General features: G+C 70.9%; 18 protein-coding genes. 14 read left to right on the forward strand and 4 right to left on the reverse strand.

Going from position 1 to position 15927, the window contains the following annotated elements; genetic code table 11:
* Positions 1-80: 80 nt before the first annotated feature.
* The 4 genes from HMPREF2833_RS08445 (at position 81) to HMPREF2833_RS08460 (ending at position 4297) form a co-directional block, all read left to right on the forward strand.
* Complete coding sequence (locus HMPREF2833_RS08445; protein ID WP_059281509.1) at positions 81-959, forward strand: helix-turn-helix domain-containing protein; 879 nt, start codon at positions 81-83, stop codon at positions 957-959.
* Positions 956-1969, forward strand: a complete 1014-nt coding sequence (locus HMPREF2833_RS08450) for an alpha/beta hydrolase (protein WP_201024645.1) — start codon at positions 956-958, stop codon at positions 1967-1969. Before HMPREF2833_RS08445 ends, HMPREF2833_RS08450 begins: the two co-directional genes overlap by 4 nt.
* Positions 1970-2026: 57 nt before the next feature.
* Complete coding sequence (locus HMPREF2833_RS08455) at positions 2027-3460, forward strand: dihydrolipoyl dehydrogenase family protein (protein ID WP_059281510.1); 1434 nt, start codon at positions 2027-2029, stop codon at positions 3458-3460.
* A 195-nt stretch (positions 3461-3655) separates the two neighbouring features.
* Positions 3656-4297 carry a DUF1345 domain-containing protein gene (locus HMPREF2833_RS08460; RefSeq protein WP_059281511.1) on the forward strand — a complete coding sequence of 214 codons (642 nt, stop codon included), beginning with the start codon at positions 3656-3658 and terminating at the stop codon, positions 4295-4297.
* A 63-nt stretch (positions 4298-4360) separates the two neighbouring features.
* Here the strand turns inward: HMPREF2833_RS08460 and HMPREF2833_RS08465 are convergent, their stop codons facing one another.
* The 3 genes from HMPREF2833_RS08465 to HMPREF2833_RS08475 form a co-directional block, all read right to left on the reverse strand.
* Positions 4361-5086, reverse strand: a complete 726-nt coding sequence (locus HMPREF2833_RS08465; protein ID WP_235586654.1) for a hypothetical protein — start codon at positions 5084-5086, stop codon at positions 4361-4363.
* A 257-nt stretch (positions 5087-5343) separates the two neighbouring features.
* The gene (locus tag HMPREF2833_RS08470) at positions 5344-6222 is read right to left on the reverse strand and encodes a hypothetical protein (RefSeq protein ID WP_059281512.1); all 879 of its coding nucleotides are present in this window, start codon (positions 6220-6222) and stop codon (positions 5344-5346) included.
* Between the two features lie 95 nt (positions 6223-6317).
* Positions 6318-7133: a sulfurtransferase gene (locus tag HMPREF2833_RS08475; RefSeq protein ID WP_070637401.1), complete on the reverse strand. Its 816-nt coding sequence runs from the start codon at positions 7131-7133 to the stop codon at positions 6318-6320.
* Between the two features lie 128 nt (positions 7134-7261).
* Between HMPREF2833_RS08475 and HMPREF2833_RS08480 the strand changes: the two genes are divergently transcribed.
* Positions 7262-7654: a DoxX family protein gene (locus HMPREF2833_RS08480; protein ID WP_083310971.1), complete on the forward strand. Its 393-nt coding sequence runs from the start codon at positions 7262-7264 to the stop codon at positions 7652-7654.
* A 14-nt stretch (positions 7655-7668) separates the two neighbouring features.
* Here the strand turns inward: HMPREF2833_RS08480 and HMPREF2833_RS08485 are convergent, their stop codons facing one another.
* Positions 7669-7848 (reverse strand): hypothetical protein, encoded by a 180-nt coding sequence (locus HMPREF2833_RS08485; protein WP_070637405.1) that lies wholly within the window; start codon positions 7846-7848, stop codon positions 7669-7671.
* A gap of 205 nt (positions 7849-8053) precedes the next feature.
* On the opposite strand from HMPREF2833_RS08485, the gene HMPREF2833_RS12535 reads away from it, so the two are divergent.
* From HMPREF2833_RS12535 to HMPREF2833_RS08520, 9 genes are all read left to right on the forward strand, one after another.
* Positions 8054-8209, forward strand: a complete 156-nt coding sequence (locus HMPREF2833_RS12535) for a hypothetical protein (RefSeq protein ID WP_161936985.1) — start codon at positions 8054-8056, stop codon at positions 8207-8209.
* Between the two features lie 3 nt (positions 8210-8212).
* Complete coding sequence (locus HMPREF2833_RS12865) at positions 8213-8422, forward strand: Fic family protein (RefSeq protein ID WP_082142087.1); 210 nt, start codon at positions 8213-8215, stop codon at positions 8420-8422.
* 66 nt (positions 8423-8488) lie between these two features.
* A complete protein-coding gene (locus HMPREF2833_RS08495; RefSeq protein WP_047979142.1) occupies positions 8489-9286 on the forward strand; it encodes a carbon-nitrogen hydrolase family protein in 798 nt (265 codons plus the stop codon).
* A gap of 267 nt (positions 9287-9553) precedes the next feature.
* Positions 9554-9706, forward strand: a complete 153-nt coding sequence (locus HMPREF2833_RS12540) for a hypothetical protein (protein WP_161936986.1) — start codon at positions 9554-9556, stop codon at positions 9704-9706.
* Positions 9707-9881: 175 nt separating this feature from the next.
* Positions 9882-11009, forward strand: a complete 1128-nt coding sequence (locus HMPREF2833_RS08500) for a Gfo/Idh/MocA family protein (protein ID WP_070637407.1) — start codon at positions 9882-9884, stop codon at positions 11007-11009.
* 46 nt (positions 11010-11055) lie between these two features.
* Positions 11056-12468: a TIGR01777 family oxidoreductase gene (locus HMPREF2833_RS08505; RefSeq protein ID WP_070637409.1), complete on the forward strand. Its 1413-nt coding sequence runs from the start codon at positions 11056-11058 to the stop codon at positions 12466-12468.
* 207 nt (positions 12469-12675) lie between these two features.
* Positions 12676-14220 carry a hemolysin family protein gene (locus tag HMPREF2833_RS08510; RefSeq protein WP_070637411.1) on the forward strand — a complete coding sequence of 515 codons (1545 nt, stop codon included), beginning with the start codon at positions 12676-12678 and terminating at the stop codon, positions 14218-14220.
* A complete protein-coding gene (locus HMPREF2833_RS08515; protein ID WP_047979144.1) occupies positions 14217-15296 on the forward strand; it encodes a hemolysin family protein in 1080 nt (359 codons plus the stop codon). The genes HMPREF2833_RS08510 and HMPREF2833_RS08515 overlap by 4 nt, the downstream gene beginning before the upstream one ends.
* Positions 15293-15892 (forward strand): DUF3817 domain-containing protein, encoded by a 600-nt coding sequence (locus tag HMPREF2833_RS08520; protein ID WP_047979145.1) that lies wholly within the window; start codon positions 15293-15295, stop codon positions 15890-15892. The genes HMPREF2833_RS08515 and HMPREF2833_RS08520 overlap by 4 nt, the downstream gene beginning before the upstream one ends.
* The last annotated feature ends 35 nt before the right edge of the window (positions 15893-15927 follow it).

Genomic DNA, 15927 nt, shown 5'->3' on the forward strand with positions numbered 1-15927 from the left:
GTCCCGCGGCGGCAGTGGCCGTTGTCGGGGGTACTGGCAACCCCTGGCTGGGCTCACGACCCGCCGATAGCCTGGCTCCCATGACTTCTCCTGCCGAGATCCGCGAGTTCCTGATGTCGCGGCGCGAACGCCTCCAGCCCGAGGACGTCGGACTGCCGCGGGGCACACGCCGACGGGTTCCCGGTCTGCGCCGTGAAGAGGTGGCCACCCTCGCCGGGGTGAGCATCGACTACTACGTGCAGGTGGAGCGCGGCCAGGTGCGCGGGGTCTCCGACGAGGTGCTTGCCGCGATCGCGCGGGCCCTGCAGCTCGACGACACCGAGCGCACCCACCTCTTCGACCTCGCGCGGGCGGCGTCGACGCCGCGTCCCACCAGGCAGGCGCCCGTTCGCGTCCCCGTGGCGCTGCAGCAGCTGCTCGATGCGATCGTCCACGCGCCCGCCGTCATCCAGACCGGCTCCCTGGACATCGTGGCCGCCAACGACCTGGGACGCGCCCTGTACCGCCGTGTGTTCGACACGCAGAAGCAGCCGAACCTGGCGCGCTACGTGTTCTTCGACGACGACGCGGAGCGGTTCTTCGACGACTGGGACGCCATCGCGGACGACGTCGCGGCCATGCTCCGCGTGGAGGTGGCCCGGGCGCCGGGCGGCGCCGCCCAGCAGCTCGTCGACGAGCTCACGGAGGGCAGCGAGGCGTTCGCGCGCCGGTGGCGGGCGCACGACGTCGCCGACCACAGGCGCGGCGTGAAGCTCGTGCACGACGCCGACGTGGGCCCGCTGCACCTGCGCTACGAGGCCCTGGAGGTCACGGGCATGCCCGGAACCCGGCTGTTCGGGTACACGCCGGACCCGGACCACCCGGCCACGCGGGACGGGCTGCGGCTGCTCTCCAGCCTCTGCGCAGCGCCGCAGACGAACCACGAACCAGACCGTAGCCACGGAAAGGCAGCACAATGACCGACCTGCAGCAGATCACCGGGACCAGCACCGACCGCGGGCAGAACGACGCCAAGCCCACCGCGATGGCCACCAACGCGGCCAGGACGGTGAAGGAGGCTGTGACCAACAAACTGGATCCCCTGGTGGAGATCTACGCGCAGATGTTCGCCCACGGTGTGCGCACGCCGGTGCTGCGCCGCCCGGACGAGTACGGCATGGCCTACGAGGACGTCTTCTTCCCGGCCATGGACGGGATCACCCTGGAGGGCTGGTTCATCCCCGCCGAGGGATCCCAGAAGCTGCTGGTCGTGAACCACCCGATGACCTGCAACCGCTACGGCTTCCCGGGCCACCTCGCGCCGTGGAACACCATGTTCGGCGGGTTCGAGGTCAACTTCCTGCCCGAGCTCAAGGCCCTGCACGAGGCGGGCTACAACATCCTCACCTACGACCTGCGCAACCACGGCCGCAGCTCCTCCGACCCTGCCGGGACCTCGGGGCTCGGCCTGGTGGAAGCACGCGACGTCGTGGGCTCGGTGCGCTACGCGAAGCAGCGCTGGCCCGAGATGGCGGTCGGGCTGTGGAGCCGGTGCATGGGCGGAAACTCCACGATGGTTGCCATGGACCTGTACCCGGAGGAGTTCGCGGACATCCGCGCGCTCGCCGTGGTCAACGTGGTCAGCGGCAGGACGTTCATCGAGAAAGGTGCGGAGCTCGCCAAGATGGACCCGCAGAAGGCCGCCGAACGCCTGGACGTGCGCATCCGCGAGCTCACCGGCTTCCGGCTGGACGAGGAGACGCCGCGGCCCCACGCCCACGCCGTGAAGGTGCCCACGTTCATGGCGCAGCTCAAGCGCGACTTCCTCATCCACGGTGAGCAGGACGGCCAGGAGATCTTCGACGCGCTCGGCGCCGAGGACAAGGAGCTGTTCTGGATCGGGGACTCCAACCAGCGCTTCTACGCCTACAACTACTTCGGCGACCACCCGGAGAAGCTCATCGCGTGGTTCGACGCGCACATGCAGTGACGTCCGCACGGGTTCGTTCACGACGTCCCACCGTCGTCCATCCAGACAGGAGACCCCATGACCGGTTCTGAGCACCACACCCAGGGCATCCCGGGCGCCGCGAGCGTCGAGGAGGAGGTCGCGGACGTCGTCGTGATCGGTGGCGGGCCCGCGGGGGAGAACCTGGCGCAGTATGCGCACGACGGTGGGCTCTCCGCCGTCATCGTGGAGGAGTCGCTCATGGGTGGCGACTGCTCCTACTACGCGTGCATGCCCAGCAAGGCCCTGCTGCGCCCCGTGGAGGTGGCGCGCACCGCCGCGCACCTGGACGGCGTGGACTCCCCGGCCGTCCGGGTGCGGGAGCTGCTCGCGCGCCGGGACGTGTGGGTCTCCCAGTACGACGACGCCGGGCAGGTTCGTTGGGCGGAAGGCGCCGGTCTGCGCGTGGTGCGTGGGCGCGGGGAGATCTCGGGGCCGCGCACCGTGCGCGTTTCCGGTCCGGACGGTGAGCGGACGCTGACCGCTCGCCGCGCGGTGGTCGTCGCCACCGGCTCCACCGAGGTGGTCCCGCCAGCCCTGGAGGGTCTGCACGCGTGGAGCTCCAAGGACGCCACCGGGGTCGTGGAGGTCCCGCCGCGGCTGGCGGTCGTGGGCGGCGGTGTGGTAGCCGTGGAGGCCGCCACCTGGCTGGCCGCGCTCGGCTCCTCCGTCACGCTGCTCGTGCGCGGTGACGCGCTGCTCGCGAAGAACGAACCGTTCGTGGGGGAGCTCGTCCGCGCGGGCCTGGAGGACGCCGGGGTGGGCGTGCGGCTGAGCACCACCGTGCAGACCGCCCACCGCGAGGATGCGCGGGACACCGGTCTCGGCCGGATCCACGGCGGCCCGGTGCGGCTGCACACCACGGGCGGCCCGCTGGAGGTGGACGAGGTGCTCGTGGCCACCGGCCGCACGCCGCGCCTCACCGACCTGGGGCTGGAGTCCGTGGGGATCACCCCGGAGGACGCTCGCGCCGGGCGGCTGCCGGACTGGCTGCACCTGATCGGGGACGCCGCCGGCACCGCCTTGCTCACCCACTGGGGCAAGTACGAGGCCCGCGTGCTCGGCTCCCGGCTCGCCGGACGGCACGAGACCGCCCCGGACGGCCCCGTTCCCGTGCCGCAGGCCGTCTTCACCGATCCCCCGGTGGGTGCCGTGGGCATGACCGAGGCCGAGGCGCGGGAGGCGGGGCACGGCGTCGTCGTGGCGGAGGCCCCGATCACCGGTGCCGCCGGTGCCGCCCTGACGCGGGACGACGCCGCCGGGCACGCCACACTCGTGGTGGACGAAAACTCGGGGTGTCTCCTGGGCGCCACGTTCGTGGGACCGGAGGCCACCGAGCTGGTGCACGGGGCGACGATCGCGATCGTGGGGAGGGTGCCCGTGAAGCTGCTGCGCCACGCCGTCCCGAGCTACCCCACGGTCTCCGAGATCTGGCTGCGGCTGCTGGAAGAGCTGCCCGCGGAGCTGCGCTGAGGCCCGTCCTGGTCGGCCTGTCGTGCCGGGCGCCGCAAGAGGGGCCCCGTGGGACGTGATCTGCGGCCCCGGAAGGGCTTCGCTCGGGACGGTGGGAACGCGTCATGCCGTGGCGCGCGTCCGGAGAGGCCACGAGTCCGGGATGCTGAGCGCGTGGCGGGCACTGCGTCCTGGCGCGCCCACTAGCCTGGACCCATGACGAGCACCGAGCGGCGGCCCCTGTCCGCCCACCTGCGACTCGCGATCGCCGTGGCGGTGGGCGTGGTCGCGGGCGGGATGGCCTCACTGGCCCTGGACGGACTGCTGGCGGTGCTGGTCGGGGCGTGCGGTGTGTCGCTGGCGTACGTGGTGCTGGCGGTGTCCGTGCTGTGGCCCATGGATGCCGCGCGCACGCGCAGGAACTCGGTGCGCGAAGACTTCCAGCCGCTCGTGCAGGAGGCCACCGTGGTGGCACTGTCCCTGGTGAACCTGCTGACCATCATGGTCATCCTGGTGCGCGGAGGCACCGAGACCCGCACCACCGGTGCCGTGCTGGGGCTGCTGGGCATCCTGCTCACGTGGGCCATGCTCCACCTGATGTACGGGGCGCGCTACGCCCACGAGTACTACCGGCACCCGCAGGGCGGGATCGACTTCAACGACCGCGAGCCCCCGCGGTACGTGGACTTCCTCTACTTCTCCTTCAACCTGGGCATGACGTTCCAGGTCTCGGACACCAATGTGAGCACCACACGGCTGCGCGCCGTGATCCTGCGCCACTGCCTGCTGTCCTACATCTTCAGCACGGTCATCCTGGCGGCCACGGTGAACGTGGTGCTCGGTGTGCTGCCAGGATGACCGCGCCTGCTTCTCTCCCCGCGCTCTGCGCCCCGCAGTGACGGCCGATGGGTCGTGGGGGCCCTATGCGCCGGCGCGGACGGATTTCAGGATCGCGTCCACGGTGCCGGCCTCGTCCGTCTGGTTGATCTGGTTGACCAGCTCCACTCCCTTGCTCTGGGAGAGGGGCTTGTTGCCCTCGTTGACGGGGGCGTAGTGGAACTCGGCCAGCAGTGCCGCCTTGTCGCCACCGTTCGTGAGGCGCACGATGCCCTTGTTGTCGGACTCCGTGAGTCCCCACATCACCGAGTCGCCACCACCGTCACCACGTGCGGGCGCGGGCACGTAGCTGGAGTACGTGTAGACCTTGCCGTTCACCTGCTCGCTCATGGGCGTCTCCAGCCCGATCAACGGATGGGCGGGGCGGGTGAACCAGTCGCCCTTGGGCGGCCGGGCCTTGGTGGAAGCCACGGATCCCGTGACCTTCCCGTCCGGGCTCTTCAGCTCCAGGTAGCCGTTGCTCTGCTCAGCCGTCCAGTCCTTGGGGTACTTCACCGTGAACAGCTTGTCCGGGTCCGTGTACGTCTGCGTGAGCTCGTAGGTGGCCGCGCTGTCGGCCTCGGCGGGTGTGACCCCCTGAGCCGGTGCCACGGAGCTCTCGCCGCCGGCCGGGGCGCTCGCCTCGGGGCTCGCCGAGGGGCCACCCTGTTCGGGATCGCCGGAGGAGCCGCCCGCGCACCCGGTCACCGTCACGGTGCCGAGCAGCACCGCGGCGACCAACCATGTTCGAGTGCCGTGTCGCTTCGCCATAGCAAACAGGTTCGCAATCGCGAGTCCTGTGCGCAACGCCACAGCGGGTTCGTCACCAACTCGTGATTTTGCAAACGCATACAGGAGGTGCCAATGTGCGGGGCCCACGGCCTGACCTGCAGTGATGAAGAAGCATGAGATCGGCCCACTTCGGGGGGCATCGTGGTGGGCGCGTGGGTGGGGGCGGGCACGAAGACGCCCGGCCGGATGGTTCCGACCGGGCGTCTTCTGGGGGAGTGGTGCTCGTGACGCGGTGCTCAGGCGCCGGAAACGTCCCGGGGGGTGAGGTACCGCTCGCCCTCCTCGGTGGTCCCGAGGTCGAAGTCGCGTTCCTGCTGCTGCACGCGCTCCTCCACGATGCGCGAGTGGCGCACCGGCTCGACCTCCGGGATGCTCTCGGGGTCCTCGTACTGGGCGGTGCTGTCCTGGGCGGTGTCGTCGCGGGTGGCGCTCACGTGGCGGGACTCGCGCTCGTCCGTGCTGTGCCGGGCAGCGGTGACGCGGTCACCCTCGCCCGCGGTGCGGCGATTGGTTCCGGACCCGTCCGCTTCAACCTGCACGGCACCGTCGGCCACGCCGCCGCGCGGGCCCGCCACGTGCTCGGACGCCGTGCGGTCACCCAAGGCTTCCGGTCGCCCGTGGTCGGCACTGCGGCGGTCCTCGGTGAGGCGTTCGCGCCCCACACCACCGCCGGTGTCGAGCCGGTCCGCCGGGTTGTCGGAGACGTTGGGGTTGGCGTCACCGGGGCGCGGCTGGAACTTGCGGGTGCCCGCCAGTGCCTCGGAGTCCACCTCGCGGTTGTGCTGAGCGTCCACCGTGCCCTCGTCCACCACGGGGAAACCGGTCTCGCGCAGTGCCTTGGGCGGTTTGCCCTCGTGCTCGTCCGTGACGGCGCGGGCGTCGCGGTCGCCGCTGCGGGTCGCGGAGCCGGCCAGGGCGGCGTCGTCGTGCGCCGCTGCCCGGGTGCGGTGGCGGGTGCCCGGTTGTTCGGGGTCCCCGTCCGCCGAGCTCTCCTCGGGCTGGGTGTCGCGGCCCGCGCGGGAGTCGTCCTTGCCCTGCACGGTGGTGGGCTGGTCCGGGTCGTCGATCTGGCCGGCGGACGCGATGGGATCCGAGTTCTCGGGGTGCTGAGTCATGTCGAGCCTCCTGGAGTTGACGTGGCACAGGCCACGTGTGGTGTGCTCCATCTTGGCACTGCCGGGGGGAATGTGTCAGTAGCCTGACGGCCAGTTCAGCTGGTGGGGGACGTCTCCACCGGGCGGTCCGTGTGGGAGTACTGGGACCAGCTGCCGGGGAAAAGTCGTCCCGTGCCCAGGCCCGCGTGCTCGGCCACGAGCAGGTTGTGGCACGCCGTGATGCCGGAGCCGCAGTAGGAGATCATCCGGGTGGCGTCCACGACCCCGGCGGCCTCGAACCGCGCTCGCAGCTCCTCGACCGGCCGCAGCGTCCTGTCCTCCCGAAGGTGCTCCCGGCACGGCACGTTCACGGCACCGGGGATGTGCCCGGAGCGTGGATCCACGGGGTCAGGGGCGTGCCCGGTGAAGCGCTTGCGGTCCCGGGCGTCCACCACCACGGGTCCGTGGGCGGCCTCGTCGATGGTGGCCAGCGCCTCCCGCGGCCACGGGACGGGCGTGAACTCGGCGGCGGGCAGCACGGCGCGGTGTCGCTCCCGCTCCTCGGCGGGGAAGGCGTCCAGGCCGCCGTCCAGCAGGGCGGCGCGGTGGCCCGTGGTGCGCAGCATCCACACGAGACGCGCGGCCATCACGCCGCCGGCGTCGTCGTACGCCACCACCGTGGCGGAGTCCCCGATGCCCGCGCGGGACATGGCCGCGGCAAAGTGCTCGGGCGTGGGCAGCGGGTGCCTCCCGCCCTCGGGCTGTCCGTGCTCCGCGAGGTCCGCGCCCACATCCACGAACACGGCGCCCGGCAGGTGCCCCTGCAGGTACTCGGCCTCCGCGTTGCGCCCGTCCAGGTACGTGCGCGCGTCCGCGAGCACCACCTCGTCCCGGTGCTCGGCCAGCCACTGCGGAGTGACAAAGGGGTCCATGACCGCCTCCTCGTTCGACGACGTCGCTGCTCGCCTCCCAGCGTAGGGCGAGGGCTCGGCGGTGGGAACGACGCCGCCCGGGAGAGTTCTCCGACCGCCTGCGCCGCGCTGGTGGGTACGGTGGGGGGATGAACAGGACACTGATGACCGCCCGCCGCAAGGCCAACCGCTCCGCCGTGCTCTCCGGGCTGGCACTCACCGGGATGGGTGTGCTGCACCTGGTGAAACCGCAGCCCTTCGACGCGCTGATCCCGGAGCAGCTGCCGGGCACCGCGCGGCAGTGGTCGATCGGATCGGGCTACGCAGAGCTGGCCACCGCAGCGCTGCTGCTCATGCCGCGCACCCGCAGGATCGGCGGGGCGGTGTCCGCAGCGCTGTTCGTGGGCGTGTGGCCGGGGAACATGAAGATGGCGTGGGACTCGCGTAATGCGGCACCCGCCCGGCAGGCGATCGCGTACGGGCGGCTGCCGCTGCAGATCCCGCTGATCGTCAGCGCGGTGAAGATCGCCCGCAACGCCTGAGCAGGATCCCGCGACTACCGCTGGTCGCGGTTGAGGCGCACGGCCCAGAACCCGGTGACGGCCAGGGCGGCGATCCCCACGAGGACCGCGAAGGGCACCAGCGCCCCGCCCAGCACGAGGCCGAGAACAACCGCGAGCAGCACGGCGAGCCACGCGGCCGCGACGGCGAAGAGAGCGGTCCTGTTGCGGGTCATGCAGTCCTCGTTCCGATGACGACAGCGTCGGGTGCCCGACGCGTGGCGTACACGATAGCCGTAGAGGCATGAGAAACATGCCAACTACTATCAGCTCCACACTGTTGCCTTCAGCCCACCATGGTCCCGTGACACCACATCACCGATGCAGGAGGATGCTTTGACCGTGTACAAAGACGATGACCTTCGTGAGCGGCGGGAATCCATGACGGACATTTTGGCGAGCTGGGACCTCGAAGGGGCGCTGCCCGATGCCGCGGCCATGGAGCTCGTCCGGGAATACGTGGCAGGGGTCTTCGGGCTGGACGAGCTGATCCAGAAGATGGCCGACCTTCCGCTGTACCCGGAGCGGGCGGCCTAACGGTTGAGAGCTCGCGTCGAGCAGGCATCCACCCTGCTGGAACAGGTCAACTATGTGCACCCGTTCCGAGAGGGTAATGGCAGGACACAACGTGCCTACCTGGACCAGATTGCGGCGCTGTCAGGTCGTACCTTGTCCTGGCGAAACATTGGGCGCATTGAGAACGAACGCGCCTCCATTCGTGCGTTCCGAGGAGCTGTACCGGGCCAGTAACCCTGACGGCAACTGACCGTTCCACTTTTGCCATGAATTTCCCCTCACGCCCCTAAAGTGGCAGGTATGCGCATCGCCCTCGGACAGTTGCTCAGCACCTACGACCCTGCGGAAAACCTGCGGACCATCGCGGACCTCGCGCGGCGTGCGGGCGAGGACGGCGCGGACCTGCTCGTGCTCCCCGAAGCCACGATGTTCGCGTTCGGGCGCCGCCTCACAGACGTTGCCGAGCCGCTGGACGGGCAGTGGGCGAGCGCCGTCGCCGATCTCGCACGCGAGCACTCGGTGGCGATCGTGGCGGGCATGTTCACCCCCGGAGACGGCGAGCGCGTGCGGAACACCACGCTGATCGCCCTGCCGGACGGCACCGTGCGCGGCTACGCCAAGATCCACCTCTTCGACGCGTTCGGCTTCCTGGAGTCCGACACCGTGGACCCCGGCGACGAGCCCGTCACCTTCCCCGTGGGGGACACCACCGTGGGGGTGGCCACGTGCTACGACATCCGCTTCCCGCGTCTGTTCACCCGGCTCGCGCACGACGGCGCCACGGTCACCGTGGTCGGGGCGTCCTGGGGCGACGGCCCGGGCAAGGTGGAGCAGTGGGAGCTGCTGGCGCGCGCTCGCGCGCTGGACACCACCTCCTGGGTGGTGGCCGTGGGGCAGGCGAACCCGCTCGCGGCGGGGGAGGAGAACCCGGAGAAGGCCCCGCGCGGCGTGGGGCACAGCCTCGTCGCCGCCCCGGACGGCACCGTGGTGGCATCTCTCGGGGACGGCCCGGACTACGCGGTGGTGGACCTGGACATGGACCTGGTGGAGCGCACCCGGAAGGCCATCCCGGTGCTGGCCAACGCGCGGGAGCTGTAGGGCGGGCGTCGGCTCCCGGCCGGCGCGGATGACTGCGGGCACTGGAACGGCGGCGTCGTCCGGGTCGGACCACGGCCCATGGGATTGCGTGAGCTGAGAGAGCTCATCTGGAAGGCGTTTGTCTCCGTCCACCTTCTGGCCGCCCGGCTATAGGCACCGGGTCTGGGACGGGCCTAGGATCAAGGGACTCGGCACGGGGTCAGACGGGCGGTCGGCGGGTCGAGGTGGTAACCGGTACCGGCCGTTGGTGAACGGAGTGTGCGGACCGTGGTTGCAGCATCAATCTTCATGTGGGCGGCAGTGGCCGCCGTGATCGTGCTCGTGCTCGCGCTGGTCGGCTTCGGCATCTGGGCCGTGGCACGACAGCGCCCCGCCGGGAAACCGGCTCCCGATACTGTGGGCTCGCCAGGGCGCGATTAGCAGAACCCCTGTGGGGCCACGGCGGATCGCGCTCGCGGCCGGGGACCTGTGCGCGGTGGGTGAACGGGCGCTGACACGCGCCGGAGGGCGTGCCTACAGTGGTTGCAGAACACGTCATCAGCCCACTGACGGGTGGGCATGACCCGCAGTCTCGACCCCTCGGAGGTTCACCACCATGGTTGCCAGCATCCCGAACGACCGCCCGGTCCGCTTTGCGGTGGTGGGCGTCGGTCAGATCTCCCAGCAGGCCTTCATCCCCGGCCTGGACCGGATCGAGGACGCCGAGCTCGCCGCGCTGGTGACCTCCAGCGCCGAGAAGGCGGAGGAGTTGGGCCAGGAGTACGGCGTGGCCGCCTACTCCTACGAGGAGTACCCCGCCCTGCTCGAGTCCGGGGACGTGGACGCGGTCTACGTGGCCACTCCGGTGTTCCGGCACCGCGAGTTCGCGGAGCCCGCGCTGAAGGCCGGCATCCACGTGCTGCTCGAGAAGCCCATGGAGACGTCCGAGGAAGACTGCCAGGCCATCATCGACGCCGCGGAGCAGAGCGGCGCCACCCTCATGCTCGCCTACCGTTTGCACCAGGAGCCGGGCACCGTGGAGATGATCGAGAAGGTACGTGACCAGAAGATCATCGGCGGTCCCCGCTACTTCACTGCGGCGTTCTCCCAGGACATCACCGAGGAGAACCACCGGGGGCACTCCGGGTACTGGGGCGGGCCCATCCCGGACCTGGGCACCTACCCGCAGAACATGGTGCGCAACCTCTTCCACGACGAGCCCGTGGAGGTCTACGCCAAGGGCGTGCGCACCCCGGGCCGTGAGTTCAATTTCGACGACACCGTGGCCGTCACCCTCACCTTCCCTGGGGACCGCCTCGCGCAGTTCACCATCTCCTACGCGTCCGAGTCCGTGGAGCGCTTCACGGTCTCCGGCACCGAGGGGGAGATCTCCGCGGAGCCGTGCTTCGGCTTCGGTCCGGACACCGGCATCGAGTACACGCTCACGAAGAACGGCTCCTCCGAGAGCTTCGCGCACGACCCCGTGGAGCAGTTCGGCGGGGAGACCCAGTACTTCGTGGACTGCCTGCGCAGCGGGGAGGCCCCCGAGCCCAGCGGTGAGGAGGGCCTGCTCGATGTCCGCGTGAACGCGGCGGTCCTGAAGTCGCTGGAGACGGGTGCTCCGGTGGCACTGGAGCCGCGGCGTCGTGAACGCGTCCTGGATTCCCGGCAGGTGCGCCGGGTGGCCCCGGCGGACGAGCCCGACGACGACGAACTGGTGGACCAGGTGCCCCAGAACGGCTGATCGGCCCCAGCAACCCGCCCCACGAGTGAACGGACACCGCAGCGCCATGACCCACGAATACGTCCACGAGACCCGCCTGACCCAGCCGCGGGAGCGGGTGTTCGCGTGGCACGAGCGCCCCGGCGCCCTGCCCCGCCTCACCCCGCCGTTCGGCGGCGGCCCGGACCAGGTGCGCCAGGCGCCCTCGGACGGGATCGAGCCGGGTTCGGAGGCCAAGCTGGGGGTCTCCGTGCCGGGCACGTTCGGCATGGTGCACCTGCCGTGGACCGCCGAGCACGGGGAGTGGGACCCGCCGCACTACTTCACGGACCGCATGGCCAAGGGCCCGCTGGGGGAGTGGGAGCACCGGCACGTCTTCGAGGAGACGGAGGCCGGAGGCACGCTCATCCAGGACAGGGTCACCGTGCGGCCGCTGCCGCAGTGGACGGGCAAGCTCAACGACGTGGGGGAGCGCGTGATGACCCCGCAGCTCAACCGGATCTTCGCCTACAGGGAGCGGCAGCTGAAGGCGGACCTCGCGTTCCACGACCAGCACGACGGGCCCCGGCTCACCATTGCGGTGGCCGGCTCGTCCGGTCTGGTGGGCACCCAGGTGTGCGCCCTGCTGGAGACCGGCGGGCACACGGTGCTCCGCATGAAGCGAGGGGCGGACACCGGGGACGGCGTGATCGGCTGGGACCCGGACCAGGGAGTGCTGAACCCGCACGACCTCGAGGGCGTGGACGTGGTGGTCCACCTGGGCGGCGCGTCCATCGCCACGCGCTTCACGGACGAGAACAAGAAGAAGATCATGAACTCCCGCGTGGACAGCACCCGCCTGCTGGTCCGTGCGCTGGGCCAGGTTCCCGCGGAGAAGCGGCCCCGGGCGCTCGTGGTCTCCTCCGCCGTGGGCTACTACGGCACGGGCCGCGGGGACGAGGTCCTCACGGAGGACTCGCCCTCCGGGGACGGTTTCCTGGCCGAGGTGTGCCGCGAGTGGGAGCGCGCCGCCCACGGTGCCGCCGCGTACGGCATGCGGGTGGTCAACATCCGCACCGGTCTGGTGCTCTCGCCCACGGGCGGTCTGCTCAAGCCCCAGCTCCCGCTGTTGGAGGCGGGACTGTCCGGGCCGCTGGGTGGCGGGAAGCAGTGGCAGAGCTGGATCGGGCTGGACGACATGGCCGGGGCCGTGGCGCACCTGGTGCTCAGCGAGGACGCCGAGGGCCCGTTCAACGTGGCCGCGCCGCAGCCCGTGCGGCAGAAGCAGTTCGCGAAGACCGTGGCCGGGGTGCTGCACCGACCGGCCGTGGTGCCCACGCCCCTGGCCGGCCCCAAGGCCCTGCTGGGCACCCAGGCCACCGAGGAGCTCGTGGCGGCGAGCCAGCGCGTGGACGTGGCCAAGCTGCTGGCCAGCGGCTACCGGTTCCGCAACGAGGACCTGCGCAGCTGCGCCCAGCACATTCTCGGCCGCACGCGCTGACACGAACCGCGGGGGAGCCGTGGGGATTCGGTATCCTGGACCGGTGACATCTCAACACAACCGGCCCCCGGCGCACCTCGGTGCGCTCGTCGCGGCCGACGACAAGGAGTCGGACAGTCCGGCGCAGCTCCGCTGCTCCCCTGATTCCCGCTCGACCGCTTCCCCGTTCCCCCCGCGCGTGATCGCGCCGCGCCCCGAGGTGAGCTGGTGCTGACAGCCTGGCTCCTCCTGCTCGTCTTCCTGTTCCTGGTGCTGGCCAACGCCCTGTTCGTGGCCGTGGAGTTCGCGTTCCTCACCGTGGACCGTCAGGCGGTCCAGCGCGCCCACCAGTCCGGCGACAAGCTCGCCGGCACCATCGAGGAGAGTCTCAAGAAGACCTCCACCAACCTCTCCGGCGCCCAGCTGGGGATCACGGTCACGAGCCTCATGGCCGGCTTCCTCACCGGTCCCAGCCTGGGCACCCTCTTCGCGGAGGGCCTCGGCTGGACGGGGGTTCCCGACGCCGCCGCGGTGGGCATCGCGACCACGGCCGCCTTCATCGTGGCCACCTTCACGCAGATGGTCTTCAGCGAACTGGTCCCCAAGAACTGGGCCATCGCGGACCCCATGCGCGTCACGCGCGTGGTGGTGCTGCCCCAGAAGTTCTTCATGCTCGTGTTCGGGTGGCTCGTGACGGTGCTCAACAGCTCCGCGAACGCCGTGCTGCGCATGCTGGGCTTCACGCCCACCGAGGACGTGGCGAACGCCCGCACTGCGGAGGAACTGGCGTCCGTGGTGAGCCGCTCAGGGCGCGAGGGCACCCTGGACGCCGGCACCGCGGAGCTCGTGGCCCGCTCCATCGAGTTCGGTGACCGCACCGCCGCAGACGTCATGCGCCCCCGCCCCCGTGTCACGTTCCTGGACGCGGACGACACCGTGGAGCACATGCTGCTCACCGCGTCCGAGACCGGGCACTCCCGGTTCCCCATCACGGGTGAGTCCGTGGACGACATCGTGGGCGTGGTGCACTACACCCACGCCCTGGCGGTTCCCTTCGACGAGCGTGCCGTGGTGCGCGTGAGCGACGTGTGCGTGCCCGCGGACGTGGTCTCCGAGTCCATGACCCTGGACCCCCTGATGCGCCAGCTGCGAGGCAAGGGCCTGCAGCTGGCCGTGGTGGTGGACGAGTACGGCGGCACCGCCGGGATCGTCACCCTGGAGGACCTCATCGAGGAGATCGTGGGGGAGATCGACGACGAGCAGGACACCCGCGTGCAGCGCTTCCGCCGCACCCGCGACGGTGGCCTGGTGGTCTCCGGTCTGCTGCGCCCGGACGAGCTGGGCGACGTGCTGCGCGTGGACATGCCCGAGGGTGAGGAGTCCGACACCCTTGGCGGCCTCATGGCGGAGGAGCTGGACCGGCTGCCCGAGGTGGGGGACTCCCTCACCGTGGAGGCCGTGGACCACTACCACCGGGACGAGGACGACCTGCCGACCACCGCCGAGATCCGGCTCGAGGTCATGCGGATGGACCAGCACCGCGTGGACCGTCTGCTGGTGCACCGCGTGGGCGGAAACCCGGACGAGCGGGGCGGCTCGACGTCGTCGACCTCCTGGCAGCCCCCGGGGCGGCCCGATCCGCTGGGCGGGGAGAACCCCGAGCCGGTCACTGCCGAGCAGTTCCGCGCCTCCCGGGGCGAGAACCTGGGCGCCCCCGGGTTCCACCGTGACGAGGACGTGTCCGAGGAAGACCCCAGCGAGGAGAACCGATGACCACGAGCACCGCCATCATCGTGCTGGTCCTGCTGCTGGCCGGCAACGCGTTCTTCGTGGCGAGCGAGTTCGCCGTGGTCTCGGCTCGCCGGGACCAGCTGGAACCCCTCGCGGCGGAGGGCTCGAAGTCCGCCAAGTACGCCCTCAAGGGCATCGAGAACGTCTCCACGTCCCTCGCGGCCACCCAGCTGGGCATCACCGCGTGCTCGCTGCTGATCGGTGCCGCGGGTGAGCCCGCGATCGCGCACCTGATCGAGGTGCCCATGCACTGGCTGGGCGTTCCCGAGGCGCTGCTGCACCCGATCGCCCTGGTGATCGCGCTGCTGATCGTCACGTTCCTGCACATGATCCTGGGCGAGATGGTGCCCAAGAACATCGCGATCGCCGTTCCCAGCCGCGCCGCCCAGGTGCTCGGCCCCGTGCTGCACGGGTTCGTGGTGGTGTTCCGCCCGTTCATCTGGATCATGAACGCCACGGCCAACCTCCTGGTGCGCTGGCTGTTCCGCGTGGAGCCCAAGGACGAGGTGGCCTCCGCGTTCACCTCGGACGATGTCCGCGGCTTCGTGGCGGAGTCCGGGCGGGAGGGTCTGCTGGACAACGACGAGATCCGGCTGCTCACCGGTGCCCTGAACTTCGAGAACAAGACCGCCGCGGACGTGGCCCTGCCGCTGACCGGCATGCGCACCGTGCCCTCGGACATCACCGTGGGCGGGGTGGAGGCGCTGTGCGCGGAGACCGGCTACTCCCGGTTCCCGGTGCGGGACGAGAACGAGCGGCTCATGGGCTACCTCCACACCAAGGACGTGCTGGGCCTGCCCGAGACCGCCCGTGAGCGCCCCATCCCCCCGGCGATCGTGCGCCGCTTCGCGCGCGTGGCCCCGGGGGACAAGCTGCGCAAGGTCACCCGCACCATGCAGGCCAAGGGCGCGCACTTCGCGCTGCTCGGCGAGGTGGCCCGTGATTCCCGCACCTCGGACGAGTCCGTCTACATCGTCGCGCTCGAAGACGTCCTGGAGGAGCTCGTGGGCGAGGTCCGCGACGCCACCAGCAAACCCGATCAGGAGAACGCCGCATGAGCCCCCGGAATCTGTACCGCACCGCCGCCACCGCCGAGGCCGTCACCTGGACGCTGCTGATCCTGGGCATGATCGCCAAGTACGTCTTCCACGCCGGGGACCTCCCGGTGCGCATCGGGGGCGGAATCCACGGGTTCGTGTTCCTGAGCTACTGCGTGGCCACCGTGGTGGTCTGGACGGACCGCCGCTGGCCCGCGTCCACCGGCGTGGTGGGGCTGCTGCTGTCGGTGGTCCCGTTCGCCACGGTCCCCTTCGAGCGCCACGTGGAGCGCAGGGGCCTGCTCTCCGACTCCTGGCGCGTGGCACCCGCGGGCACGCTCCCGGCGGACGACGACGCCGCACGGCCGGCGTCCTCCGCCGCCTCGCCGCAGCGCGGGGCCGGGTCCGCGGGCACCACGGCCGCCGGGGCGTCCGAACGAACCCCGGCGGCGTCGGCGGAGGTGACGGGACGCGAGCCCGCGCGCACCCCGGCCGAGAAGCTGCTCGCGGTGATCCTGCGGTGGCCGGTCCTCTCCGGACTGGCCCTGCTGGGGTTCGTGGTGCTGCTCTTCGCGGTGCTGCTCACGGCGGGCCCGCCCACCCAGTGGTTCTCCTGACCCCTCAGGACGTGCAGAGCGCCCCGCGTTCCTCC

The sequence above is a fragment of the Kocuria sp. HMSC066H03 genome (genome assembly GCF_001812045.1).
GTDB classification, from domain to species: Bacteria; Actinomycetota; Actinomycetes; order Actinomycetales; family Micrococcaceae; genus Kocuria; species Kocuria rhizophila.